Origin of the sequence: Pseudorhizobium marinum (genome assembly GCF_000705355.1) — a bacterium.
Taxonomy (GTDB): domain Bacteria; phylum Pseudomonadota; class Alphaproteobacteria; order Rhizobiales; family Rhizobiaceae; genus Neorhizobium; species Neorhizobium pelagicum.
The window spans coordinates 1-20,457 of record NZ_JMQK01000025.1 but is presented as its reverse complement, the minus strand read 5'-3'; the positions used below and the strand labels follow the sequence as shown (position 1 = coordinate 20,457).

Below are 20,457 nucleotides of genomic sequence, written 5' to 3'. Positions count from 1 at the left end.
TCTTCCCCCTTTTGGACGGTCCAAGGGAGGTGAAATCACCTTCGCCTTCCTGTAGAAGGAGGCATGAACAGTTTTGCCGCCCGGGATTCGCAGACCAATCTCCTCGAAGTGACCGTCTCGGAGCTGTCCGGCTCGATCAAGCGGACGGTGGAGACGGCCTTCGACCATGTGCGGGTGCGCGGGGAGATTTCCGGTTATCGCGGCCAGCACTCCTCTGGCCATGCCTATTTCAGCCTGAAGGACGACCGCTCGCGCATTGATGCCGTAATCTGGAAGGGCACCTTCCCGCGCATCAAGTTCCGCCCGGAAGAGGGCATGGAAGTGATCGCCACGGGCAAGATCACCACCTTTCCGGGGTCTTCGAAATACCAGATCGTCATCGAGACGCTGGAGCCGGCCGGTGCCGGTGCGCTGATGGCGCTTCTGGAGGAAAGGCGACGGCGGCTGGCGGAAGAGGGCCTGTTCGATCAGGCACGCAAGCGGCCGCTGCCCTTCATGCCGCGCGTCATCGGTGTCGTGACCTCGCCGACCGGTGCGGTCATCCGCGACATCCTGCACCGCATCACCGACCGCTTCCCGGTTCATGTCGTCGTCTGGCCGGTCAAGGTCCAGGGCGAGGGATCAGGCGAGGAGGTGGCGGCGGCCATCCGCGGCTTCAACGCGCTCTCCGGCGACGGGCCGATCGCTCGGCCGGACCTGCTGATCGTGGCGCGCGGTGGCGGCAGTCTGGAGGATCTCTGGAGCTTCAACGACGAGATCGTCGTGAGGGCGGCGGCCGAAAGCGCCATTCCGCTGATTTCGGCGGTCGGCCACGAGACGGACTGGACGCTGATCGACCATGCTGCCGACGTGCGTGCGCCGACTCCCACCGGCGCGGCCGAAATGGCGGTGCCGGTGAAGGCCGATCTTGAGGCGCAACTGGCAAGCCTCGGCGCACGGCTGCGGGGCTGCGCCAGCCGCCAGATGGAATACCACCGCCAGTCGGTGCGGGCCCTGGTGCGCGCGCTGCCCTCGCTCGACCAATTGCTCGCCCTGCCGCGTCGCCGCTTCGACGAGGCGGCAACCGGTCTGGGCCGCGGCCTGGAACGGACCACCGTCGTCAAGCGCCGCAGCCTGGAACAGGCAACCGCCGGCCTGCGCCTCGATCTCCTGACCAGCCGCGTCGCCGAGCGTCGCCGCTTCGTCGGCGAGCAGGTGCTGCGCCAGGAGCGGTGCCTCGAGCGGCACATGCTGAAGGAGCACAATCGCGTCGCCCGTGCGGCAACCTCGCTCTCGGCGCTCCCCGCGCGGCTCAACGGCCAGCTGCAGCGCGAGCGCCAGAGGGTGTCGTCGCTGATGCGGCATGCGGATACGGCCGTCACCCATGCCATGGGGCGCAGCCGTGCGGCGATCCTGGCGCAGGACCGCGTGCTGCAATCGCTGTCCTACATGAACGTGCTGAAGCGCGGCTACGCCGTTGTCCGCGACGCGGACGACAGGCCGCTGACGCGCGCCGCCGGCATTGCCACGGCGCAGGCGCTGTCGATCCAGTTTGCCGACGGCCGTATTGCCGCCATGTCTGGCGACGAGCCCCCGGCAACGCATGGTCCGGACGAGCTGCCACCACGCAAACGGGCGGCGCCGAAACCGGTGCCGCCCGCTGCCCCGCCCAAGCAGGGCAGTCTGTTCTAGTCTTCGGTGTTCATCCGCGTCAGGACTGAACTTTCGCGGTCAGCCCGACACCCAAGGACTTCATTACAGCCATGGTTGTCTTCAGGGTCGGATTGCCGTTCTCGCTGAAGGAACGATACAGCTGCTCCCGCGATAGGCCGGTGTCCTTGGCGATTTGCGTCATGCCCTTGGCACGTGCAACGACCCCCAGCGCATGGGCGATGTAGGCCGGATCGTCCGTTTCGAACGCTTCGGCCATGAAAATGGCAATCGCTTCATCGGAACTGAGGTCCTCAGCCGGATCGTAGGGTGCTATTTTTTCTGCCATCATTCGCTCCATTCCTGCGAAAGCTTTTTCGCAAGCTTGATGTCTTTATTCTGGCTGCCTTTATCTCCGCCGCACAGCAAGACGATGAGAATCTCACCGCGTTGTTGGAAGTAGATCCGGTAGCCCGGTCCATAGTGGAGGCGCAGCTCACTGATGCCGTTGCCTACCGGCGCGACGTCGCCGGGGTGCCCAAAGGCAAGACGGTCTAGGCGTGATGCAACAAGTGCTCTTGCACGCTCGTCTTTGAGACGCATGCGCCACTTGCGGAATGTTTCAGTCTGCTTGAGGACGAGCACACCTGAGCGTAGTTTAAAAACTACGCTCAGTCAACCTTAAGCCCACTCTCCCTTGCGCATCACGGGCACCTTTGAACCGTCGGGCTTGATGCCGTCGATATCGACCTTGTCGGAGCCGATCATCCAGTCGATGTGGATCAGGCTGGAGTTGCCGCCCTGGGCCGTGATCTGCTCCTGGCTCAGCGAGGCGCCGTCGAGGAAGCACTTCGAGTAGCACTGGCCGAGCGCGATGTGGCAGGAGGCGTTTTCGTCGAAGAGCGTGTTGTAGAACAGAATGCCGCTCTTGGAGATCGGCGAGGAATGCGGCACCAGCGCCACTTCGCCAAGACGCCGCGCGCCGTCGTCGGTGTCGAGCACCTTGTTGAGCACGGCTTCGCCCTTGGAAGCCTTGGCCTCGACGATGCGGCCGCCTTCGAACCTGACCTGGATTTCGTCGATCAGCGTGCCCTGGTGTGACAGCGGCTTGGTGGAGGAGACATGGCCTTCCACCTTCAGCGCATGCGGCGTCGTGAACACTTCCTCGGTCGGAATGTTCGGATTGCAGGTGATGCCGTTCTTGGCGGTCGAGGCGCCGCCGTGCCATTCGTGCCCGTCCGCCAGCCCGACCCTAAGGTCCGTGCCGGGGCCGGTGAAATGCAGCGCCTCGAAGCGCTCGCCGTTCAGCCAGTCCGAGCGGCTGCGCAGTGTGGTGTTGTGGGCCGCCCAGGCCGCGACCGGATCGGCGAGATCAACGCGCGAGGCGGCAAAGATCGCTTCCGCCAGCTTGAACACGGCTTCCTCTTCCGGAAGGTCCGGGAAGACCACTTTCGCCCAGGAGGGGTTCGGATAGGAGACGATGTTCCAGTTGATGTCGAAGTTGGAGATCTTCTCCAGCGCCGGCTTGTAGGCCATGGAGTTCGCCTTGTTGGCGCGCGCCACCTTGGCCGGGTCCTGGTCGGCCAGCAGCATCGGATTGTCACCGGCGATCGCCAGCCGCGCTGCGCCGCCGGCAAAGGCCCGCGCCATGCCTTCGTAGAGCCAGCCCGACGCCTTGTCGAAGCTGTCGTCCGGCGCATGGGCATAACGGGCAAGCGTCGTGACCTCGTCCGCATAGAAGGCCGTCACCAGCCCGGCACCGGCCATATAGGCGTGCTTGGTGATCAGCCGGACCAGCGGGAGGGCCGCGATCGGCGCCGTGATGATGAGATCCTGACCGTGCTGCAGCTGCAGGCCGACTTTCACGGCAACCTCGGCCAGCTTCTCCAGTTTGATGGGGTCGACGGCGCTTTTGCTCTGGGTCTGGATGTTCATCGGTTCGCTGTCCTGTCTGCTGAAGGTGGGTGAGACATAATACGCTTCAGCTCATGTTTGAAGTTGGGCAAGCCAGCGGTGATCGCCGCGGGCATGGTCAGGAAAAGTGAGCGGCGTAGATCTCCGGCTTGAACCCGACGATGACCCGGCCATCGGCCTCCAGCACCGGGCGCTTGATCATCGAGGGCTGTTCCAGCATCAGCGCGACGGCCCGGTTGCGGTCGAGGTCGGCCTTGGCGGCCTCGTCGAGCTTGCGGAAGGTGGTGCCGGCGCGATTGAGGACGGTCTCCCAGCCGGCGGCGTCCACCCATTGCTCCAGGCGGACGCGGTCGATGCCATCGGTCTTGTAATCGTGGAAATGGTAGGCAATGCCCTGGCCGTCGAGCCAGGCCCGCGCCTTCTTCATCGTGTCGCAGGCCTTGATGCCGTAGATCGTCGCTTGCATCGTCAGTATCCTCCCCGTTCGGAGGAACGGATATCAAGCACCCTGCCGGCTCTGCAAGTGTTGATCTGGATCATATCAGGGCATGCTTATGGGGCATGGCTCCCGTGCTAGGATAGACGTTGCGCCATCAGACATGCGGCCCCACATTATGCACAACAAAGGAGCACATCATGTCCGCCCACCGCACCCGCATCTCCGGCAGCTTTATCGGCCGCGCATTCGCCGCATTCGGTGCCGCCGTCCACGCATCGAACGCCGTGGAAAACCATCGCCAGCCGGCTAAGCGTGACCTTGATGTCCTCGGCATCGATCCGAAGGCCTTCGACAAGATCGCCATGTGATCCTCTGACGTCGCTCAAGATTTGAGCATCTACATCGATTGTTAACGCTGTTGCGACATCATCTCCCGATACTGGGAGGTATTCCGTGGTCGTTGCTGCTCAAATTCTGCAAGATGACATGCAGCCGGAGGTCCCGGCGGCAGATTCGCAGGCGTTGCAGGCTGCCGTCGGAAAGCTCGCTCTCGAGGCGTCCGACCTGGGCCTGCATCTCGTCGATATTGCCGGCACCATCCAGGATACGGCAAGCCAGTCTTCCGAGCACGCGGCGCTGCTTTCGCGCCTCACCCAGTCCGCGGAAGCGATCGCCGAGGCCAACGGCCAGATCGCGCGATCCCTCGGCGAGACGGACAAGCTCGCCGCGAGCGCCCGTCAGGTCCTGGGCGAGCAGGCGCAGCAGCTGAACGGTTCCGTTGCCGCCATCGATCACATGGTCACCGCCTCGCAGGAAATCGGCGATGAGATCAAGTCGTTTTCCTCGGCGCTCGCGGACGTCAGCCGGCTCGCGGAGGCGATCGGAACCATAGCACGCCAGACCAACCTTCTCGCGCTCAACGCCGCGATCGAAGCGGCCCGCGCCGGCGAGGCCGGCAAAGGCTTCGCCGTCGTTGCCGCCGAAGTTCGCGCCCTGTCGCTGCAGACCTCCCAGACCACGAGCTCCATCCAGGCAACACTCGTCCAGCTCGGCAGTCGCATCGACAGCCTGATTGCGGCCGGCGAGGGCGCTCGCGTCTCGGCCGAGGGGGTCAAGACCACGGCAAGCTGCGTCCAGGGGTCGTTCAAGGGCGTCGAGGACGTCATGGCGCAGATCCTCGATGGCGCCTCGTCGCTAGCCTCCACCACGGAAGTCGTCGATCGCCAGTGCAGCGAGTTTGCCGGTGCGATCGCCACGGCCGCCAGTGCCATCCTCAGGTCCAACGACAAGCTCCAGGACACCTCGGTCCGCGTCGGCGAGGTTGTCGCCATCTCCGAACGCATCATCCAGGCAACCGCCAGTGCCGGCACGGAAACGCCCGACACGCCCTATATCCGCTCCGCAATGGCAATTGCTGCCGAAGTGTCATCCGTCTTTGGGGCAGCGGTTCAGTCCGGCCGCGTGGATATGGGCACGCTTTTCGATCGCCAGTACCGCCCCATCAAAGGCACCGATCCGGTGCAGTACATGACGCAGTTCACCGAGTTCACGGACGCCGTACTGCCGCAGATCCAGGAGAAGGTGGCTGCCGGCGACCAACGCATCGCCTTCTGCGCGGCCGTCGACGACAACGGCTACCTGCCGACCCATAACCGCAAGTTCTCGCAGCCGCAGCGGCCGGGCGATGTCGATTGGAACACCGCCAACTGCCGCAACCGCCGCATCTTCAACGATCGTGTCGGGCTTGCCGCCGGCCGCAACACGCAGCCCTTCCTGCTGCAGACCTACCGCCGCGACATGGGCGGCGGTCAGTTCGTGCTGATGAAGGATATCTCGGCCCCGATCACCGTCAACGGCCGCCACTGGGGCGGGCTGCGACTGGCGATCCGGGTCTAGCGGTTTTCAGGACACGGTTCGCGGGTCAGCTTCTCTCTCCCATTGAAGCGGCTTGCCAGAGCGTGCCGTTACGTCTCCGAGGGCGCACGCCATGTTCCGTTGTTCTATGAGGTTGACTAGGAAACCTGGAATTGGTAGTTTCCTAGTCAACCTCACGGAGCTCTGATGTCCGATATTCCTGATCTGACCGCACATACGGGGTATCTCCTGCGGATGGTCTCCAATGCCGTATCGCAGAAGTTCGCGCGTGATGTCGAAGGAGAGGGCGTGACTGTGGCCGAATGGGCGATGTTGCGTTCGCTATACGGCAGCGATGCCACCACCCCATCGGATCTGGTCCGAAAGATGGGAATGACCAAGGGCGCGATCAGTAAGCTCGCCGACCGGTTGCTCGACAAGGGGCTGATCGCGCGCACCGGAAGCAACAGGGGCCAAAGCCTGTCGCTTACGCCAGCGGGCGCTCAGAGGGTACCGATCCTTGCCGCTCTTGCCGACCAGAACGACGCGGCTTTCTTCACCGTGCTGAGCGGTGAGGAGCACAAGCAGCTTCGGGATCTGCTGCACGGACTGATCAAGACGCACGGGCTGACGACCATGCCCGTCGACTGAACGCTCAACCCGCCGATCAAATCATCGTTGAAGAAAGGGACTGCGCATGGACGCGGAACGCACTGCCATTGCCAAAGCTTGCCTTGATGCCGCGCATGACGGGAGCCTGAGCTTCCCGCAAATCATCGGCAGGCTGCAGGCCGGAGGGTTCGAAGGCTATTCGGTCGACTATCGCCGCAACAGCCAGACCTATTATCTGCCGGACGGCGACAATATCGCACTGGCCTTGCCTCAGTCTCCCGCACCGGTGGCAGCTGCGTTTGACGGTGCCGCAGTGGAAGCGCTGGTGCAATGGGCGCAGGCCAACGGTCCCGACTACAGCTATGTCGCCTTCTGCGAAAGGGTCAAGGCAGCCGGCTGCGCCGGTTACCTCGTCTCATTCCTCGGTCGCCGCGTGGTCTACTACGGGCGAACCGCCGAAACCCATGTGGAACTGTTTCCGCGGTGATCGTCACGAAGATGCCGGCAGGTTCTCGCCCCGTCATTCCCACTCGATCGTCCCGGGCGGCTTCGACGTCACGTCGTAGACGACCCGGTTGATGCCGCGCACTTCGTTGATGATGCGGGTGGCGGCGCGGCCGAGGAAGTTCATGTCGTAGGGGTAGAAGTCCGCCGTCATGCCGTCGACCGAGGTGACGGCGCGCAGCGCGCAGACGAAGTCATAGGTGCGGTAGTCGCCCATGACGCCGACGGTCTGCACCGGCAGGAGCACGGCAAAGGCCTGCCAGATGGTGTCGTAGAGGCCGGCCTTGCGGATCTCGTCGAGATAGATCGCATCCGCCTTGCGCAGGATGTCGAGCTTCTCGCGGGTGACAACGCCCGGGCAGCGGATGGCAAGGCCGGGTCCCGGGAAGGGGTGGCGGCCGATGAAGCTTTCCGGCAGGCCGAGTTCGCGGCCGAGCGCCCGGACCTCGTCCTTGAAGAGTTCGCGCAGGGGCTCCACGAGCTGCATGTTCATGCGCTCGGGCAGGCCGCCGACATTGTGGTGGCTCTTGATGGTGACTGATGGGCCGCCGGAGAAGGAGACGCTTTCGATGACGTCGGGATAGAGCGTGCCCTGGGCCAGGAAGGCCGGCGAGCCCTTGCCGTCGGATGCGATCTTGGCGGCTTCCGCCTCGAAGACCTCGATGAACAGCCGGCCGATCGTCTTGCGCTTGACCTCCGGATCACTGACGCCGGCGAGTTCCGTGAGGAACAGGTCGGAAGCATCCACGTGGACAAGCAGAATGTTGTAGGCGTCGCGGAACATGCCGACGACCTGTTCGGTCTCGCCTTGGCGCATCAGGCCGTGGTCGACATAGATGCAGGTCAGCTGGTCGCCGATCGCTTCATGGATGAGAACGGCCGCGACCGAGGAATCGACGCCGCCGGACAGGCCGCAGATGACCCGCTCCGAGCCCACCTGTTCCTTGATCTTGCGGATCATCTCGGCGCGATAGGCGGCCATGGTCCAGTCGGACTTCAGCCCGACGATCTTGTGCACGAAGTTGGAGAGCAGCTTGGCGCCGTCGGGCGTGTGCATCACTTCCGGGTGGAACATCGTCGTGTAATAGCGACGGCCTTCGTTGACGGCGATGGCGAAGGGGGCATTTTCCGAGGTGGCGACGACCTCGAAACCTTCCGGAAGCTGGGTGACGCGATCGCCGTGGCTCATCCACACCGGATAGCGTTCACCGACTGCCCAGAAACCGTCAAACAGCGGGCTCGCCTTCTTGATCTCGACGTCGGCGCGACCGAACTCGGCCGCATGCCCGCCCTCGACGACACCGCCGAGCTGCGTGGCCAGCGTCTGCTGTCCGTAGCAGATGCCGAGCACCGGAACGCCGGAATCGAAGACTGCCTGCGGCGCCCTCGGGCTTCCTTCCGTCGTCACAGAAGCCGGTCCGCCGGAAAAGATTACGCCTTTCGGCTGCATCTTCTCGAAGGCTTCCGCCGCGTTCTGGAACGGATGGATTTCGCAGTAGACGCCGGCCTCGCGCACGCGGCGCGCAATCAGCTGCGTTACCTGGCTGCCGAAATCGATGATGAGGATGCTGTCGGGATGGGCTATCTGGGTCATGTCGAGCCTTTAGTGAAAACTTGGCCTTTGTGCAACTGCGTCAGACGGCCAATCCGCCGCTTTCCAGCGCCGCCAGCAGACGGTCGACCGCATCGGCAAGCTTTGCGTCGATGACGTGCAGATATTCCGTCCAGTTGTCGACATGCTTCAGCTCGTCCTTGCCATCGGAGATCCCGCGCAGGCCAATCAGGGGAAGGTCGAAGAGGTGGCAGCTGCGCAGCACGGCATAGGTCTCCATGTCGACCATCTCGGCATCGACGAGATCGTAGGCGGCGCCCGAGACGATGTTGCCGCCGGTGGACAGCGAGGCGGCCGGAATGTCCGGAACGCGATGCGGCAGCGTGATCACCGCAGGGTGGTCCAGGAACGGCGTGCGGCCCTTTTCAAACCCGAGCGGCGAGGCATCCATGTCGCGATAGGCGATGGAGGAGACCTGATAGATCTCCGTCTGCTCGAGCATGCGGGAGCCGGCGGAGCCGAGCGAGACCACGAGATCCGGAAGTTTGCCGGAAGCCTGAAGCCTCGTCAGCGCATGGGTCAGCACCACCGCCGCCTCCACGGGGCCGACGCCCGTCATCAGCGGCGTGATCCGGCTCTTGAGATGTTCGCCATATTCGGCATCGACGGCCATCACGAAGAGCACCGTTTTTTCACCGGCCTGTTTCAGTTCGAAATTCATCCGACGATATCCTCCCGGCCGCGGATCACCATCATGGTGGCTGTCATCGAGGCGATCAGCTTGGCCGGGCCGTCGCTGATGGCATAGGCGCGGCCGTCGGCGACGATGATGGTCGAACCCGGCTTGGTGATTTCAGCGCGAAACAGGAATCGCTCGCCGCGGCCGGGCGACATCAGGTTGACCTTGAACTCGATCGTCAGCAGCGACACGTCTGCGGCGACCGTCGTATAGGCGGCGTAGGTGCCGGCGGTCTCGAAGGCCGTCGAAATCACGCCGGCATGCAGCAGACCGTGCTGCTGTGTCAGCTTCGGATCGAAGGGCAGTTCGATCTCCACCATGGCCGGCTCGATGCGCGTCAGTTCCGCGCCGATGGTCGCCATCGCGCCCTGGCGGTCAAAGCTCTGCCGGATCCGTGCCCGGAAATCGCTGTCGTCTGTCGTGGTCATGCTCGGCCCCTTCGCGGCCGCGAAACTGGCATGACGGGGCCGGTTCGGCAAGCGCTGCAGCAGCCGATATCAGTTGAGGACGACGATCGAGAGGTTGAGCAGCGTCGCAAAGCCGACCCAGGCGATGTAGGGCACAAAGAGCCAGCCGCTGACGCGGTCGCGGTTCCAGCTCAGCCGGACGAAGACGATGATCGAGACCAGCAGCGGGATGATCACCAGGAGGCCGAGGATCGGGCTCTCGGAACCGAAGAAGGCGGGCGACCAGAGGAAGTTCAGGACCATCTGCGCGAACCAGACCTGCATCCGCCCGGAGGCCGGCGCTTCAAGCCAGGTGCGTGCGCCCGCAATAGCAATCAGCACGTAGAGCGTCGTCCAGACCGGGCCGAAGACCCAGGATGGTGGCTGGAAGAATGGTTGTTCGAGCGACTGATACCATTCTCCAGGCATGTTACTGACACCACTGAGGGCGCCGAAGCCGACGACGAGGACGATGAACAGGACGTAGGTCAGGATCTTTTTCATAAGCATGAACGTAGCGTAATCCGCGGATCTGCCAATGCCTCATTGGAGACGAATGATGTGCTGATCCCAGGCGACGCCGCTGCGGGTCTGGTTGAAGCGGCCGTCGTAGGAGGAGACTGCGATGCCGTGGCCTGCCGGTGCGACGCCGGCCGCATCAGGGATGCGCTCCTCGCGCAGCACGGCGCCGGTGCGGGCGTCGAGGCTGACCGCCAGCCCGCCCTTCGGCGAGGTCAGCCCGACGATGCCGTCGCGCCGGTTCACGGCGATGGCGCCGACGTAGTTGGCGAGCCCGTCGGTGATCCGCTCCGGTAGCGATACGAAACCGATGTCCTCGCCAGGGCTCACCCGTCCGACGAGCGGCGGCAGAGCATTGCGCGCGCCCTCCCACTGGCCCGCAAACCAGATATTCCCCTTGTCGCCGATCGCCAGATGGCGCGTCGAGAGCTGCCGCAGCGTGGCGGGCAGCGTGTGTTTCTGGATCAGCTGCCCGTCGCGGGCGTCGAGCAGCACCAGCGAAGGCTCCATCCGGTCGAGGTTGAGCTTGGTGCGCCCGAAATCCGGATGCGTCTCGATCCCCCCGTTGGCGACGACCAGCGTCCTGCCGTCGTCCGAGACCGTCATGTCGTGGGTGCCGATGCCCAGGGCGTCGAATTCGCCGATGCGGGCGAAATCATCATTCGCGTCATAGACACCGATCATCCCGCGATTGCCGTCGAAGTCGTTCTCGCTGGTGTAGAGAAAATGACCGTCAGGCGAAAAGGCGCCGTGGCCGTAGAAATGCCTGCCGTCCGGCGCGGTGATCATCACCGGGTCGCCGGAGCGGTTGGGCTGAAAGGCCATGGCGAAGGTGCCGGGCCTGCGGGCAAAGGCGACCGCACGCCTGGAGGCGGGGCTGTAGGCCATGCCGTGGGCACGCGCGGGGAGGGGCATACGGTCGACGATCTCGCCGCGCTCCGACACGGTGGCGATGCCGAAGGAACCGTCCGCGGCACGAAAGCCGGAGGCGTAGACGGCATCGACGCGCTCCAGCGCCATCAGCGACCGCGGCGAGAGCGTTGCGGCAAAGGCGACGCCGGCCGCCCGCAGGAAGCCGCGCCGGTCGATGAGGCCGCTTCGCCAGGTCATGGTCAGTCTCCGTCGGAGAAGGAGAAACCGGATGTCAGTCCGATTGCGCCGCCATACTGATCGTTCAGCCGGCCGATCAGGTCGCGCCCGTTGACCAGCAGGAAGTCGAGCTTCTGGCGTTGGCTGTCATCCGAAACGGCAGCCTCGATGTCACTATTCATCTCGCCGGTCACCCGCAGCATCGACTTCAGGACGAAGTCCACCGAGCCGACGATCGATGTCTGGTCCTCGGGCAGAAGTGCCGCCATGTCCGAGACATGCATGAGCCGTCCCAGACCCTCCAGATTGCCCTTGACCATCGTCCAGGTGTTGCCCGAGCGCCAGAAGAGCGCCTGCCTGGGAAAGGTCTGGCTGTCTTCGCCCTTGTAGAAGGTCTCGATCCGCTGGTCGCGAACCATCTCCGCGCCGTGGACGAGGATGCCCAGAAGCGCCGTCATCGCCTCCTGCGCGTTGCGAAACAGCGGATTGTCGGGGCCTGGCTCTTTCCAGGCCTGCTGCACGCCGTCCGGCGCCTCCCACAGGACCACGAGTTCGCCGGCGATATGTTCGATGTTTTGTGCGATTGCACGCCCGTAGCGGCAGCGGAAGCCATCGGCTTCCGTCGCAAGTGCCTCCGAGCCGGTCCCGGCCAGCACGAATTCGAGCGCACCGAATCCCTGCATGGCAACGCTCTTGCCGGAGAGGCCGCCCGGCGCGGTGGTGCTGTCGTCGGGCTTGGCCAGCAGCCCCTGGACCTGCTTCAGGCCGGTGCTCTTGCGGTCGGGGTAGAAGAGGATGCGCTCGAAGCGGTTGTCCTCGATCGCAGGCCCCGTGCGCACGATCTCGATGCGTGCCCAGCTCAAGGCGGCCTCTGCAAAGGCCGCCTTCGCCTGCGCAAGCGCGTCGGGTGAGGGGGCGGCGCAGAGCGCATCCATCTCGCCGGCGAGTGCCCCGGCTGCCGCGTGAAAGTCGTGATAGCCAGGACGGATGAAGCCGTCCACGGCCTTCGCGATCACGTCCCGGATCTCGGCATCCGCCGGGATCTCCGGTCGCAGGGTCTCTTCCTGCGCAAACGCCGGAGCCGTGGCGAAAAGGACCGCGAGGCCCGCCGCGCGAAGAATGTTCAGCATCAGAGCGACTCCAGGAAGGCGATGAGGGCGGCGCGATCATCCCTGCCGAGCGACGCAAAGGCATCGCGCGCCGCCTGCGCCTCGCCGCCATGCCAGAGGATCGCCTCGGTCAGATTGCGGGCGCGGCCGTCATGCAGGAAGAAGGTGTGTTCGTTGACCGTCTCGGTGAGACCGATCCCCCAGAGCGGCTGGGTGCGCCATTCCCGGCCCGAGGCGACGCCGACCTGCTGGCCGTCTGCCAGCCCCTCGCCCATGTCGTGCAGCAGGAAGTCGGAATGGGGCCAGATCAGCTGGAAGGCATGCGCCTTGTTGTCCGCATCCCGCCGCGTCACGAATTTCGGTGTGTGGCAGGAGGTGCAGCCCGACTGATAGAAGAGTTGCTTGCCCTTCAGCACCGTCGCGTCAGCCGGATCCCGGCGGGCGGGCACGGCGAGATTTTCCGAGTAGAAGGTCACCAGTTCGAGCACCGGATCGGGCGCTTCGGTCTCGCCGAGGCGCTCCTGCACGCCGGTGGGGCGGGCCAGGCAATCCGCCTGCGCGCTGGTGCAGTCGCCATGGTCGAAGGGCGCGTCCGGATTGGAGATGCCGATGTCGCCGACGAAGGCGGAGGCCGACTGATCGCGAACGGAGGCGTTTTCGGCCTTGTAGCCGAAACGGCCGAGCTTGATCTGCCGGGTCCGATGATCGCGCACAAGCGCGGCCTTGCCGGAAATGCCGTCGCCGTCCCGGTCGTCCGGATCGGCCTTGGCGAGGATGTCGGCCTCGTGGATCGCCTGGATCATGCCCATGCCGATCATCGGCGGCGCGACACGCGGCGAGAGCGTGACGTCCGGCTCCAGAGGGCCGTAGCCCAGGTCTGCCACCGAATAGGTGGGCTTGCGCAGGGAGACGACGTCGCCGTCGCCGAGCGTCACCGGGATCTCCTCGTAGGAGATCGTCATCCGGCCTTCGGAGCCAAGGCCGGGCACGGCCAGCTCCTGCAGCTGCTTGCCGTAGGTGAGATCCGGAAAATTCAGCGCCTCGTGGCGCGCCAGCATCTCCTGTTCCTGCTCGGTGCGGGCCGGGCGACCGAGCCGCAGGAACATCGACGTATTGTCGGCGGTACCCTCCGGCGGATGGCCGCGGCCGTCCTTGAGGTGGCAGCTCTGGCAGGCGCGGGCATTGAAGAGGGGACCTAAGCCATCGGACGCCTGGGTCGAGGACGGCGACGACACCCAGAGCTTGCGAAACAGCGCATTGCCGAGCTTGAAGGTCTCTTCCTCGGCGAATGTGAGGTTGGTGGAGAAATGCGAGAAGGCGTCGCCGTTGACGAGCGCCTTGGTGGTGGCGGCACCGCCCTGCATGGTCTCGAAGTTCTCGGCCTTGGAGAAGTCCGTCGTCGGGCGGGTAACGCCGGCAACCCGCTTCCGGTCCTTCGGCGAAAGGTCGCTCCGCTCCGTGGGAAACTCCGGGCTGTCTCCGAAGGCGATCGGCGGCGACAGGAGGAGAGCGGCCGACAGGATCGGCAGAAGCAGTGTTTTTGCGGTGAGCGCTCTCATGGGATGATCGGGCCGCGGTCTCCCGCGGCCCCCTTCAGGTCCTATTGGAATATGGCGTCAGGATTATCGAGGCTGTCGGAACCTTCAAGTTCGATTGTGCCGAGATCCAGCGACGCAATGACGCGCTCGATGGACCGTGTCTGGTCAATCAGCCCGTCGATGGCGGCCTGGACGGCAGCATTGCCCTCGGCATTGCCTTCGCCGATCATCTGATCGTAGGCCTCGCCGCCCTTGGCGCGGTCCGCCATGGCGTTCATCGCCGCGACCGTGGTGTCGAGCTTGCCCTTGATCTCGCTGTCGAGCGCGGTATCCTTTTCGGCCACCAGATCCGAGAGCGACGGCCCGGTCATCGCCGTGCCGTCGACGCGGGTGTATTCGCCCGTATAGGCCGACTCGATGCCGATCGCGTCGTTAAGATGCGAGGCATGCGTGTTGTCGGAGAAGCAGTCATGCTCCTCTTCCGGGTCGTGCAGCAAAAGGCCGAGCTTCATGCGCTCGCCGGCCAGTTCGCCGTAGGAGAGCGAGCCCATGCCGGTCAGGATGCTGCGGATGCCGGCCTGCGGATCGGCCGTCACGGCCTTCGTCGCTTCGCCATCCGCAGCCCAGGCGGCCACCATCTCTTCAAGGTCGGAGACCAGCAGCTCGGAAGCGGCCTTCAGGTAGGCGGCGCGGCGCTCGCAGTGGCCGTTCGTGCAATTGGCGGTGTCGTAATCCGTATAGGCCCGGTTGCCGGCGCCGGCGTCCGTGCCGTTGAGGTCCTGGCCCCAGAGCAGGAACTCGATGGCGTGATAGCCGGTGGCGACATTGGCCTCGATCTCGCCGGCCTCGTGCAGGCTGCGCAGGAGGTCGGGCGTGATGCTCGTGGCATCGATCTCCTGCCCGTTGACGCTGAGCTTCGGGTTGGCGATGACATTGGCGACGTAGAGCGCATTGCTGTCGCTTTCGGTGCCATAGGCCGGGTCAACATAGTCGATCAGGCCTTCGTCAAGCGGCCAGGCATTCACCCGGCCTTCCCACTCGTCGACGATCGGATTTCCGAAGCGGTAGACCTCGGTCTGCTGGTAGGGCACGCGGGCCGCGGTCCAGGCGTCGCGGGCAGCCTTCAGCGTGTCCTCGCTCGGCTGTGCGATCAGCGCATCGATGGCGGCGTCGAGTGCCTTGGCGGTCGTCAGCGAGTCGTCATACTTGGCATGTGCCAGATCGGCGTAGTGCGCGACGACTGCGGCCGGTTCGGCGGCAGCTGCCGGCGTGATGGAATAAGCCGTGGAAGCGGCCAGAAGCGCGAAGGTCGCGCCCATGAGTGTCTTGCGGATCATCGTCCCTCCTTCGGCAGCCACATCCCTCGGCTGCGCAGACCTTCTGAATGACCCATCACAAAACTTGTGTCAAACATTCTAGTTTAGAACGATTTGTAAAGACCCGCTGAACTTGACCGGCGTCAAGCGGATCAGGCCTGCCGTCGTAGTCGGCTGAAGAAGAAGCCGTCCGTTTCGGTGGTGGCCGGCGTCAGCGTCACGGTGCTGCCGTCCCGGCTGTGGGGGCGCGCCGCGGCTTCGCCAAACAGTCCGCTCCAGGTCTCCAGCACCGGCTCCACGGAAAACTGCGGATTGTCGCCGCAGAAGGCCTCGATCTGGCGATCGTTCTCATCCGGCAAGACCGAGCAGGTGATGTAGACCAGGCTGCCGCCCGGCTTCACGAAGGCGGAGGCCTCGGCAAGCGCTTCCTGCTGCTGGGCCACGCGCTCGTCGAGGTTCTTCGGCGTCAGGCGCCATTTCGTGTCGGGCCGCCGCCGCCATGTGCCGGTTCCGGTGCAGGGCGCGTCGACCAGCACCACGTCCAGCTTCTCCTTCAGCGCCTGAAGCTGCCGGACATCGTCATGCACCTGCACATTGCGCGTACCGGCCCGGCGCAGGCGCTCGATGATCGGTGCGAGCCGCTTGCGGTCGGCGTCATAGGCATGCACCTGGCCCTTGTTGTTCATGGCGGCCGCCATGGCGAGCGTCTTGCCGCCGCCGCCGGCGCAGAAGTCCAGGACCTGGTCATGGTCGCCGGGATGGACGAGATCCGAGACGATCTGCGAACCCTCGTCCTGAACCTCGAACCAGCCTTTCTGGAACGAAATTTCGGCCGTGACGTTTGGAAGCCGGGACGCTCCTTCTCCGGCGGCAATCCTGATGCCGTTTCGCGCGATCGGCGCAGGCTGGGCACCGGATCGGTCGAGCGCCTTGATGACCTTCTCTCGCGACGCCTTCAGCGTGTTGGCGCGCAGATCGAGGGTCGGGCGCTGCGACAGCGCCTTGGCTTCCGTCAGCCAGTCCTCGCCGAATGCGGCTTCGAAGGACGGCTGGATCCAGTCGGGAATGTCGCCCTGCACATGCGCAGGCGCATCGGCAAGATTGCGGGAGGCAAAGGCGGCAAGATTGGCGTCGGAAAGTGGTGGCGGCGCAAAGCGGTCGTCGGCAAATTCCGCGGCAAGCGCGTCGGGCGAATAGCCCCACTGCCGGATGAGGACCGCGTAGGCCAGTGCCGCCGGCCCCTCGTCGTCCATCAGCCACGCATGCGAGAGGCGCATGCGAAGCGCGTCGTAGACGATGTTGCCGATGGCGGCACGATCGCCGGAACCGGCAAAGCGGTGGCCGAGGCCCCAGTCCTTCAGGGCATCCGCGACCGGACGCTTTCGTTCGTCGATGTCCTTGAGAACATCAATGGCTCCACCAAGCCGTCCGCCCAATCGCATGTCGCTCTCCGTTCCGGTTGAACCCGTCTCGTCCGGGTCCTAGCCGTCAACGTAAAGAAGGGCAAGCATCATCGGTATCAGCTGATGATCTGGTAGCAGACCTGAGCCGTGCCGGAGCGCACCATGCCGATGTTCTGGGCTGCAGCCTTGGAGACGTCGATGATGCGTCCCTTGATGAACGGCCCGCGGTCGTTGATGCGGACGACGACGCTCTTGCCATTGCGCTTGTTGGTAACCTTGACCTTGGTGCCGAAGGGCAGCGAGCGATGCGCTGCAGTCAGCTTGGCGGGGTTCATCCGTTCGCCCGATGCGGTCTTGGACGTGAGCGCATACCAGGAAGCATGACCGCAGCCGGGAGCGGCACTGGCCGGTGCGGTGCTGATCATGGTGAAGGCTGCGATGGTGGCGGCGGCAAATGCCGAGCGTCGAAACGTGTTCATTTCAGTCGTCCCCGTTCAATAGTCGTCCGTACATGCGGTGCGGGACGGGTTAAGCGGGTCGAAAATTGGCGAAAAAGTGCGCAGGCTGATCACGGAATATTTCAGGATGAAACATTCCGGATTAGATGCCCTGCTATATATCGCGGCCGATTTGGTGAAGGACTGGTAAAATATCACTGAAAATCAGTAGTTAACGCAAATCCAGTTTCTCATTTTGCCAAGAGCGCTAAAGATCACATTTTCTGCGAAAATAATTTTGCTGCACAGCGGAAAAATGCCCGCTGTCGCGCCAAATTTCGGCCCTGTAAGTCAAGTCGAGAGAAGGTTTCGTCTTCCGCTAGGCCATTGGATGGATTTTCCGTCCTTCAGGAAATCTCATTCGGGATCATCCCAGAGACCTGTTTCCAAGAGCTGCCGAAGCGACATCCGATATTCCGGGTAGCGAAACTGGAATCCCATCTTGCGGATCTTGCGATTGGAGATCCTCTTGTTTGCACCATAGAAGGATCGCGCCATGGGTGTCATGTCGGCGGTCTCGAAGGGCAGCTCCGGCGGCGGCTCCACGCCCATCAGGCGTGCGGCCTCGGCAATGACGTCCTGCGGTGGCGCCGGCTCGTCGTCGGTGATGTTGAAGATGCCACCGTGCCTTCCCTCCGCCAGAAACAGTGTCGCCTCCGCGATGTCCTCGACCCGGATGCGGTTGAAGACCTGGTCCTTCTTGACGATGCGCCGTGCCGTGCCCTTCTGGAGGTTGACGAAGCCATTGCGGCCAGGCCCATAGATGCCGGCGAGGCGCAGGATGGCGACGGGCACGCCCGCCGCCTCTCCCTCTGCAAGCCATGCGGCCTCGGCCGCCACCCGTTCCTGGGATCGGCCGGGGGAGGGGCGGCACTCGTTGCTCTCGTCCACCCAGTCGCCGCCATAGTCGCCGTAGACGCCGACGGTGGAGAGATAGCCGATCCACTCCAGTTTCGGGCAGAGCTTTCGGACTCCATGGCCGGCTAGCCTGAGCAGCGGATCGCCGTCCGGACCGGGTGGGATGGATTGCACCAGATGCGTCGCTTGAGAGAGCGCCAGCGCCAGCTCCGGCGATGCCTGGGCGCCGTCGAAGACGAGGGCGCGGACGCCATCGGCTGCAAGCGAAGCGGCGTTATGCTCACCGCGTGTGGTGCCGGAGACTGTGGCGCCGCGCGTGAGGCCGAGCCTGGCGATCGCCTTGCCGGAATAGCCGCATCCGAAGATCATCATCTGCATCAAAGAGCTCCTGCCAGTCGCCATTCGTCCAACACTTCAGGATCGTACTCGCCCTGGGCGCTCGTCGCGAACCGCTCGAATTCTTCGGCCGGCATCAGCTGCTTCAGGGCCCAGATCGCCATGCCGCGCACCACTGGGGAGGCGTCGCGGACAAGCGACAGGCATGGGGCGATCAGCTTGGGGTCTGCGGAGTTGCCCGCCGCCATCAGGACATTGCGGATGAACCGGTCGCGACCGATGCGCTTGACCGGCGAGCCGCTGAAGAAGCTCCGGAACGCCGCATCGTCGAGGCCGAGCAGGAAGGCGAGTGACGGCTCCTTCAGGTCGTCGCGTGCCTTCAGCTTCATCTCCGACGCGCTGACGGCGAACTTGTTCCAGGGGCAGGCGGCGAGACAGTCGTCGCAGCCGTAGATACGGTTGCCGATCAGCGGCCTGAGGTCGGGATCGATCGGCCCCTTGTGCTCGATCGTCAGATAGGAAATGCAGCGCCGCGCATCGAGCCGGTAGGGGGCTGGGAAGGCATTGGTCGGGCAGGCGTCGAGGCAGGCCCGGCAGGAGCCGCAGTGATCGACCTCCGGCGCGTCCAGAATGAGATCGGCGGTGGTGAACAGGCTGCCGAGGAAGAGCCAGGAGCCGTGGCTGCGGCTGAGCAGGTTCGTGTGCTTGCCCTGCCAGCCCAGACCTGCTGCCTCGGCGAGCGGCTTTTCCATCACCGGTGCCGTATCGACGAAGACCTTGACGTCCTCTCCGGCCCGGGCGGCGAAGCGGGTGGCGATCTCCTTGAGGCGGCCCTTGATGACGTCGTGATAGTCGCGGTTGCGCGCATAGACGGAGATCGCGCCTTGGCTCGGCTTGGCCTGCAGGGCGCGGGGGTCTTCATCCGGGCCATAGTTGAGGCCGAACATCACGACGGAGCGGACCTCGGGCCAGAGTGCTGTCGGACTTCCGCGACGGTCACGCGTCTCCTCCATCCAGCCCATGGTGCCGTGATGGCCGTCGGCAAGAAAGATATCGAGACGCGCCGTTGCCTCGGGAATGCTGCCGGCATGGGTGATGCGGCACAGATCGAAACCCTGCGCCGCCGCTTCCGCCTTGATGAAGGCGGTCAGCTTCTCCTGCCGCCGCCGGTCCGGCTGCGGGGGGCTGCTGGTCTCGTTAGAAATCAAGGTCCGCATAATGAGACACCGGGGTTATCCCCCGGACCCGCTCGGTCAGGAGCGGCCGGAACGAGGGGCGCGACTTCAGCCGCTGATACCAGTCCTTGGCCATTGGTGTTTCAGCCCAATCGATTTCGCCGAGATAGTCAAGAACGGAGACGGAGGCGGCCGCGGCGAGATCCGCATAGGTCAGGCGGTCGCCGGCAAGCCAGGGGCGCGAACCCGCCAGCCATGCCAGATACTTCATGTGCTGGCGGACATTGGCGCGCGCCGTGCGCAGGGCCTTGGAATCGGGCGCGCCGCCGCCCTGGGCTGCCGTCATCTGCAGCTTGTAGACGCGCTCGCGCACCAGAGGCCGCGTGACGTCGCTCTCCATCTTCGACAGGAACCACTCCGTCAGCCGGCGAATCTCGGCGCGCTGGAACGGATCTTCCGCCAGCAGCCGACGGTCACGCTTCAGGACGCCATGCGTCTCGTCGAGAAATTCCATCAGCACATTCGGGCCGCAGAGGGCCCGCATGCTGTCGTCGACATAGACCGGCAGCGTACCTGCCGGATTGAGCGTCAGGAACTCGCGCCGCTTCTCCCACGGCTGTTCCTCCACGAGGTCGGTCTGAAAGCCGTATTCCGATAGGATAAGGCGGACGAATCGCGAACTGGACGACATGGGGTGATGGTAGAGCGTGGGCATTGATACGAGAGCTTTACAAATACAAGATAGGAAGAATGAGAGCTGCGTCGAAGCGCGAACGCAATACCGCAGCTATATGGCTTTGGTAAGAGGCAAGGCAAGGTAAGTGAGTCGTCGATTCCGGTTGCGGCACTCCGTTCTGCAAACCGTTCAGAAAAGGGTGAAGAATGCCGGAAGATTCCATCGTCAGTGCTCTCGTTCTCGGACTTATCG

At 64.3% G+C, this 20,457-nt stretch carries 22 protein-coding genes; 5 read left to right on the top strand and 17 right to left on the bottom strand.

Translation table 11 applies throughout. The annotated features are described in order from the left end of the window. The first annotated feature begins 63 nt into the window (after positions 1-63). Positions 64-1,671: an exodeoxyribonuclease VII large subunit gene (gene xseA, locus EO99_RS0121935; protein ID WP_029620713.1), complete on the top strand. Its 1,608-nt coding sequence runs from the start codon at positions 64-66 to the stop codon at positions 1,669-1,671. A 19-nt stretch (positions 1,672-1,690) separates the two neighbouring features. Here the strand turns inward: xseA and EO99_RS0121930 are convergent, their stop codons facing one another. From EO99_RS0121930 to EO99_RS0121915, 4 genes are all read right to left on the bottom strand, one after another. Further along, a complete protein-coding gene (locus EO99_RS0121930) occupies positions 1,691-1,978 on the bottom strand; it encodes an addiction module antidote protein (RefSeq protein ID WP_029620712.1) in 288 nt (95 codons plus the stop codon). Beyond that, positions 1,978-2,274 carry a type II toxin-antitoxin system RelE/ParE family toxin gene (locus tag EO99_RS0121925; protein ID WP_029620711.1) on the bottom strand — a complete coding sequence of 99 codons (297 nt, stop codon included), beginning with the start codon at positions 2,272-2,274 and terminating at the stop codon, positions 1,978-1,980. The genes EO99_RS0121930 and EO99_RS0121925 overlap by 1 nt, the downstream gene beginning before the upstream one ends. A gap of 36 nt (positions 2,275-2,310) precedes the next feature. Then, the gene (locus EO99_RS0121920) at positions 2,311-3,564 is read right to left on the bottom strand and encodes an aminopeptidase (protein WP_029620710.1); all 1,254 of its coding nucleotides are present in this window, start codon (positions 3,562-3,564) and stop codon (positions 2,311-2,313) included. A gap of 97 nt (positions 3,565-3,661) precedes the next feature. Next, a complete protein-coding gene (locus EO99_RS0121915) occupies positions 3,662-4,009 on the bottom strand; it encodes an ArsC family reductase (protein WP_029620709.1) in 348 nt (115 codons plus the stop codon). Positions 4,010-4,179: 170 nt separating this feature from the next. Between EO99_RS0121915 and EO99_RS28030 the strand changes: the two genes are divergently transcribed. The 4 genes from EO99_RS28030 (at position 4,180) to EO99_RS0121895 (ending at position 6,935) form a co-directional block, all read left to right on the top strand. Beyond that, positions 4,180-4,350 (top strand): hypothetical protein, encoded by a 171-nt coding sequence (locus EO99_RS28030; protein WP_173425156.1) that lies wholly within the window; start codon positions 4,180-4,182, stop codon positions 4,348-4,350. Between the two features lie 118 nt (positions 4,351-4,468). Beyond that, positions 4,469-5,878, top strand: coding sequence for a methyl-accepting chemotaxis protein (locus EO99_RS0121905; RefSeq protein WP_029620708.1), 1,410 nt, complete (start codon positions 4,469-4,471; stop codon positions 5,876-5,878). Positions 5,879-6,043: 165 nt separating this feature from the next. Next, the gene (locus tag EO99_RS0121900) at positions 6,044-6,487 is read left to right on the top strand and encodes a MarR family winged helix-turn-helix transcriptional regulator (protein WP_029620707.1); all 444 of its coding nucleotides are present in this window, start codon (positions 6,044-6,046) and stop codon (positions 6,485-6,487) included. A gap of 46 nt (positions 6,488-6,533) precedes the next feature. Further along, positions 6,534-6,935 carry a DUF1398 domain-containing protein gene (locus EO99_RS0121895; RefSeq protein WP_029620706.1) on the top strand — a complete coding sequence of 134 codons (402 nt, stop codon included), beginning with the start codon at positions 6,534-6,536 and terminating at the stop codon, positions 6,933-6,935. Positions 6,936-6,968: 33 nt separating this feature from the next. On the opposite strand, the gene guaA is transcribed toward EO99_RS0121895, so the two are convergent. The 13 genes from guaA to EO99_RS0121830 all read right to left on the bottom strand — a co-directional run bounded on the left by guaA (position 6,969) and on the right by EO99_RS0121830 (position 20,244). Further along, on the bottom strand, positions 6,969-8,546 hold the full coding sequence (guaA, locus tag EO99_RS0121890; protein WP_029620705.1) for a glutamine-hydrolyzing GMP synthase: 1,578 nt from the start codon (positions 8,544-8,546) through the stop codon (positions 6,969-6,971). A gap of 40 nt (positions 8,547-8,586) precedes the next feature. Further along, entirely contained in the window at positions 8,587-9,225 is a 639-nt protein-coding gene (locus EO99_RS0121885) for a 5'-methylthioadenosine/S-adenosylhomocysteine nucleosidase (RefSeq protein WP_029620704.1), read from the bottom strand. Further along, positions 9,222-9,671 carry a PaaI family thioesterase gene (locus tag EO99_RS0121880; RefSeq protein ID WP_029620703.1) on the bottom strand — a complete coding sequence of 150 codons (450 nt, stop codon included), beginning with the start codon at positions 9,669-9,671 and terminating at the stop codon, positions 9,222-9,224. The genes EO99_RS0121885 and EO99_RS0121880 overlap by 4 nt, the downstream gene beginning before the upstream one ends. A 69-nt stretch (positions 9,672-9,740) precedes the next feature. Further along, positions 9,741-10,193 carry a TspO/MBR family protein gene (locus tag EO99_RS0121875; RefSeq protein WP_029620702.1) on the bottom strand — a complete coding sequence of 151 codons (453 nt, stop codon included), beginning with the start codon at positions 10,191-10,193 and terminating at the stop codon, positions 9,741-9,743. 39 nt (positions 10,194-10,232) lie between these two features. Next, on the bottom strand, positions 10,233-11,318 hold the full coding sequence (locus EO99_RS0121870) for a DUF1513 domain-containing protein (protein WP_029620701.1): 1,086 nt from the start codon (positions 11,316-11,318) through the stop codon (positions 10,233-10,235). A 2-nt stretch (positions 11,319-11,320) separates the two neighbouring features. Beyond that, complete coding sequence (locus EO99_RS0121865; protein ID WP_029620700.1) at positions 11,321-12,427, bottom strand: imelysin family protein; 1,107 nt, start codon at positions 12,425-12,427, stop codon at positions 11,321-11,323. Continuing rightward, positions 12,427-13,965: a di-heme oxidoreductase family protein gene (locus EO99_RS0121860; RefSeq protein WP_029620699.1), complete on the bottom strand. Its 1,539-nt coding sequence runs from the start codon at positions 13,963-13,965 to the stop codon at positions 12,427-12,429. The genes EO99_RS0121865 and EO99_RS0121860 overlap by 1 nt, the downstream gene beginning before the upstream one ends. Before the next feature lie 41 nt (positions 13,966-14,006). Further along, positions 14,007-15,281 carry an imelysin family protein gene (locus EO99_RS0121855; protein WP_029620698.1) on the bottom strand — a complete coding sequence of 425 codons (1,275 nt, stop codon included), beginning with the start codon at positions 15,279-15,281 and terminating at the stop codon, positions 14,007-14,009. A 131-nt stretch (positions 15,282-15,412) separates the two neighbouring features. Further along, positions 15,413-16,702 (bottom strand): RsmB/NOP family class I SAM-dependent RNA methyltransferase, encoded by a 1,290-nt coding sequence (locus EO99_RS0121850; protein WP_029620697.1) that lies wholly within the window; start codon positions 16,700-16,702, stop codon positions 15,413-15,415. A 77-nt stretch (positions 16,703-16,779) separates the two neighbouring features. Next, positions 16,780-17,142, bottom strand: a complete 363-nt coding sequence (locus EO99_RS0121845) for a septal ring lytic transglycosylase RlpA family protein (RefSeq protein ID WP_029620696.1) — start codon at positions 17,140-17,142, stop codon at positions 16,780-16,782. A 375-nt stretch (positions 17,143-17,517) separates the two neighbouring features. Continuing rightward, on the bottom strand, positions 17,518-18,396 hold the full coding sequence (locus tag EO99_RS0121840) for an SDR family oxidoreductase (RefSeq protein ID WP_029620695.1): 879 nt from the start codon (positions 18,394-18,396) through the stop codon (positions 17,518-17,520). Next, positions 18,396-19,571 (bottom strand): tRNA epoxyqueuosine(34) reductase QueG, encoded by a 1,176-nt coding sequence (gene queG / locus EO99_RS0121835; protein WP_051680023.1) that lies wholly within the window; start codon positions 19,569-19,571, stop codon positions 18,396-18,398. The genes EO99_RS0121840 and queG overlap by 1 nt, the downstream gene beginning before the upstream one ends. Beyond that, positions 19,552-20,244, bottom strand: a complete 693-nt coding sequence (locus EO99_RS0121830; RefSeq protein WP_029620693.1) for a glutathione S-transferase family protein — start codon at positions 20,242-20,244, stop codon at positions 19,552-19,554. The genes queG and EO99_RS0121830 overlap by 20 nt, the downstream gene beginning before the upstream one ends. Positions 20,245-20,457: the final 213 nt, after the last annotated feature.

What these genes read in the sequence shown, in the direction of transcription:
- EO99_RS0121905 (WP_029620708.1), top strand. Translation starts at nt 4,469, where the DNA reads ATGCAGCCGGAGGTCCCGGCGGCAGATTCGCAGGCGTTGCAGGCTGCC.
- EO99_RS28030 (WP_173425156.1), top strand. Translation starts at nt 4,180, where the DNA reads ATGTCCGCCCACCGCACCCGCATCTCCGGCAGCTTTATCGGCCGCGCA.
- xseA (WP_029620713.1), top strand. Translation starts at nt 64, where the DNA reads ATGAACAGTTTTGCCGCCCGGGATTCGCAGACCAATCTCCTCGAAGTG.
- EO99_RS0121895 (WP_029620706.1), top strand. Translation starts at nt 6,534, where the DNA reads ATGGACGCGGAACGCACTGCCATTGCCAAAGCTTGCCTTGATGCCGCG.
- EO99_RS0121930 (WP_029620712.1), bottom strand. Translation starts at nt 1,978, where the DNA reads ATGGCAGAAAAAATAGCACCCTACGATCCGGCTGAGGACCTCAGTTCC.
- EO99_RS0121840 (WP_029620695.1), bottom strand. Translation starts at nt 18,396, where the DNA reads ATGCAGATGATGATCTTCGGATGCGGCTATTCCGGCAAGGCGATCGCC.
- EO99_RS0121850 (WP_029620697.1), bottom strand. Translation starts at nt 16,702, where the DNA reads ATGCGATTGGGCGGACGGCTTGGTGGAGCCATTGATGTTCTCAAGGAC.
- queG (WP_051680023.1), bottom strand. Translation starts at nt 19,571, where the DNA reads ATGCGGACCTTGATTTCTAACGAGACCAGCAGCCCCCCGCAGCCGGAC.
- EO99_RS0121875 (WP_029620702.1), bottom strand. Translation starts at nt 10,193, where the DNA reads ATGAAAAAGATCCTGACCTACGTCCTGTTCATCGTCCTCGTCGTCGGC.
- EO99_RS0121915 (WP_029620709.1), bottom strand. Translation starts at nt 4,009, where the DNA reads ATGCAAGCGACGATCTACGGCATCAAGGCCTGCGACACGATGAAGAAG.
- EO99_RS0121860 (WP_029620699.1), bottom strand. Translation starts at nt 13,965, where the DNA reads ATGAGAGCGCTCACCGCAAAAACACTGCTTCTGCCGATCCTGTCGGCC.
- EO99_RS0121865 (WP_029620700.1), bottom strand. Translation starts at nt 12,427, where the DNA reads ATGCTGAACATTCTTCGCGCGGCGGGCCTCGCGGTCCTTTTCGCCACG.
- EO99_RS0121920 (WP_029620710.1), bottom strand. Translation starts at nt 3,564, where the DNA reads ATGAACATCCAGACCCAGAGCAAAAGCGCCGTCGACCCCATCAAACTG.
- EO99_RS0121880 (WP_029620703.1), bottom strand. Translation starts at nt 9,671, where the DNA reads ATGACCACGACAGACGACAGCGATTTCCGGGCACGGATCCGGCAGAGC.
- EO99_RS0121900 (WP_029620707.1), top strand. Translation starts at nt 6,044, where the DNA reads ATGTCCGATATTCCTGATCTGACCGCACATACGGGGTATCTCCTGCGG.
- EO99_RS0121870 (WP_029620701.1), bottom strand. Translation starts at nt 11,318, where the DNA reads ATGACCTGGCGAAGCGGCCTCATCGACCGGCGCGGCTTCCTGCGGGCG.
- EO99_RS0121845 (WP_029620696.1), bottom strand. Translation starts at nt 17,142, where the DNA reads ATGAACACGTTTCGACGCTCGGCATTTGCCGCCGCCACCATCGCAGCC.
- EO99_RS0121830 (WP_029620693.1), bottom strand. Translation starts at nt 20,244, where the DNA reads ATGCCCACGCTCTACCATCACCCCATGTCGTCCAGTTCGCGATTCGTC.
- EO99_RS0121855 (WP_029620698.1), bottom strand. Translation starts at nt 15,281, where the DNA reads ATGATCCGCAAGACACTCATGGGCGCGACCTTCGCGCTTCTGGCCGCT.
- EO99_RS0121885 (WP_029620704.1), bottom strand. Translation starts at nt 9,225, where the DNA reads ATGAATTTCGAACTGAAACAGGCCGGTGAAAAAACGGTGCTCTTCGTG.
- guaA (WP_029620705.1), bottom strand. Translation starts at nt 8,546, where the DNA reads ATGACCCAGATAGCCCATCCCGACAGCATCCTCATCATCGATTTCGGC.